Source organism: Flavobacterium sp. AK-301, from assembly GCF_058310215.1.
Genome location: NZ_JBZEES010000028.1, coordinates 1 through 2,499 on the forward strand (window position 1 = coordinate 1; position 2,499 = coordinate 2,499).

Genomic DNA, 2,499 nt, shown 5'->3' on the forward strand with positions numbered 1-2,499 from the left:
AAATAAGATGCTATTAATTTTTTATTATAAAAAATTAATATTTATTTTCGCTAAATTAACTTAAAATATTTATTTATGAGAAGAAATTTACTATTTATTTTTTTTGTATTTTTTCTGTGCAGTAGTGTACAGGCACAAACCTATCATGAAGATGATAAAGAAGGATTACGTGTTTTTCTTCGTCAGCCAACAGATAAACCAGGACACTTGAATTTGCATGTTTTGGGTTTAACCATAGCAGATACTTTAAACTGGAAGACTTCAGAAGCGTGGGTTGGTAAATTGAAAAATTTGGGAACCTCATTATCTCTCTCTACTTGGAATTCAGCATCTCCCAAGCGATTAATAAGATTGCGTATAAGGAATTATTATTCTGATAATAAAGTATATGGAACATTGGATGCTCGTAAATTTATTTTTTTAGAATTTTTGGGTTGTGATAATAATAAGTTAACGAGTTTAGATATTTCTAAGAATGTAAAATTAACCGAATTGGATTGTTCTTGGAATTCGTTAACAAGTTTGGATGTTTCCAAGAATGTAAACTTAACCAAATTGCATTGTGGTTTTAATCAATTAACCAGTTTAGATGTTTCCGGAGCAACTAGTTTGATTACTTTGAATTGTGGTTCAAATCAGTTAACAGGTTTAGATGTTTCTAATAATGTAAACTTAACCGAATTGGATTGTTGGTCTAATCAATTAACGAGTTTAGATTTCTCAAATAATGTGAGATTAACCCAATTGTCTTGTCAGTTTACTCAGTTAACGTCTTTGGATATTTCCAAGAATGTAAATTTAAAAGATTTGAGTTGTAATAATAATCAATTAACGAATTTGGATGTTTCAAATAATATAAATTTAACTAGTTTGTATTGTTATGGAAATCAGTTAGCAAGTTTGGATGTTTCAAATAATGTGAAATTAACTGAATTGTATTGTGCTTCTAATCAGTTAACCAGTTTAGATGTTTCCAAGAATGTAAATTTAAAAGATTTGAATTGTAATAATAATCAATTAACGAATTTGGATGTTTCAAATAATATAAATTTAACTAGTTTGTATTGTTCTAGAAATCAGTTAACAAATTTGGATTTTTCCAAGAATGTAAATTTAACTAGTTTGTATTGTTCTGGAAATCAGTTAACGAATTTAGATATTTCCAAGAATATAAATTTAAAATATTTGGATTATTCTAGTAATCAGTTAAGTGGTTTGGATTTTTCTAAGAATGTAAATTTAACCAGGTTGAGTTGTGGTTTTAATAAGTTAACTAGTTTGGATGTTTCTAAGAATATTAATTTAGAATATTTGGATTGTTCTGGAAATCAGTTAACTAATTTAGATTTTCCTAAGAATGTAAAATTAACCGAATTGGATTGTGGTTTTAATCAGTTAACAAATTTGGATCTTTCTAAGAATATAAATTTAACCAAATTGAATTGTCGTTATAATCAATTAAAAAGTTTGGATCTTTCCAAGAATGTAAATTTAAAATATTTGTATTGTTATAAGAATCAGTTAACCAGTTTGGATGTTTCTAAAAATATAGAATTGGCTGAATTGAATTGTGATTTTAATTTGATAACCAGTTTAGATGTTTTAAAGAATGCAAATTTAAAAGATTTGAATTGTGGTTATAATTTATTAACCAGTTTGGATGTTTCTAATAATTTAAATTTAAAATATTTGTATTGTTCTGCTAATCAGTTAACTAGTTTAGATGTTTCTAAAAATATAAAATTAACCAATTTGAATTGTGATTATAATTTATTAACTAGTTTAGATATTTCTAATAATCTAAATTTAAAACATTTGTTTTGTAGCTCTAATCAGTTAACCAGTTTGAATGTCTCCAAACATGTAAATTTAGAATCTTTAAGTTGTGGTTCAAATCAGTTAACAAGTTTGGATGTTTCTAAGAACTTGAATTTAGATGAGTTAGATTGTTCTGCTAATCAGTTAACAAGTTTGGATGTTTCAAATAAATTAAAATTAAGATATTTGTATTGTTATTCAAATAATTTAATTAGTTTGGATGTTTCAGATAATATAAAATTAAGGATTTTTGAAAATTTTAAGAATAATTTTATGTTTTCGGATTTGTCTAATATGGAGAGCTCGCCTTCTTTACATACGTTTTATTATGCCCCTCAGAAGCGTGTTGAAGGAGGGTTTGTAGATGCCGGAAAAGGAATTGATTTAAGTAGTGAATATTCGATTAAAGGTAATACAACAGTATATAACTGGTATACTGAATCGGGAGTGCCGATAGAGTTGAAACAGATCGCTAAAGGGAAGTTTATTGCCGGAAAAACCTATGATGGAGCAACTCTTATTTGTAAAATGACCAATGCGAGTTATCCCGGTTCAACTTTTTGGGATGAGGAATCAAATTCATGGGAATATTCTGATCTTGTTATAGAATATCGTATAACGATAAAAGATAACAGAAAAGAAGAGTTAGAAGATCATTTAGTGATACAAACACCAACAGAG

Annotated in this window: 1 protein-coding gene; it reads left to right on the forward strand. The window is 27.0% G+C overall.

Annotated features, from left to right (window positions below):
• Positions 1-75: 75 nt before the first annotated feature.
• Positions 76-2,499 (forward strand): leucine-rich repeat domain-containing protein (locus tag AC4FQX_RS15040; RefSeq protein WP_491168538.1); only part of this gene is annotated, 2,424 nt, incomplete at its 3' end.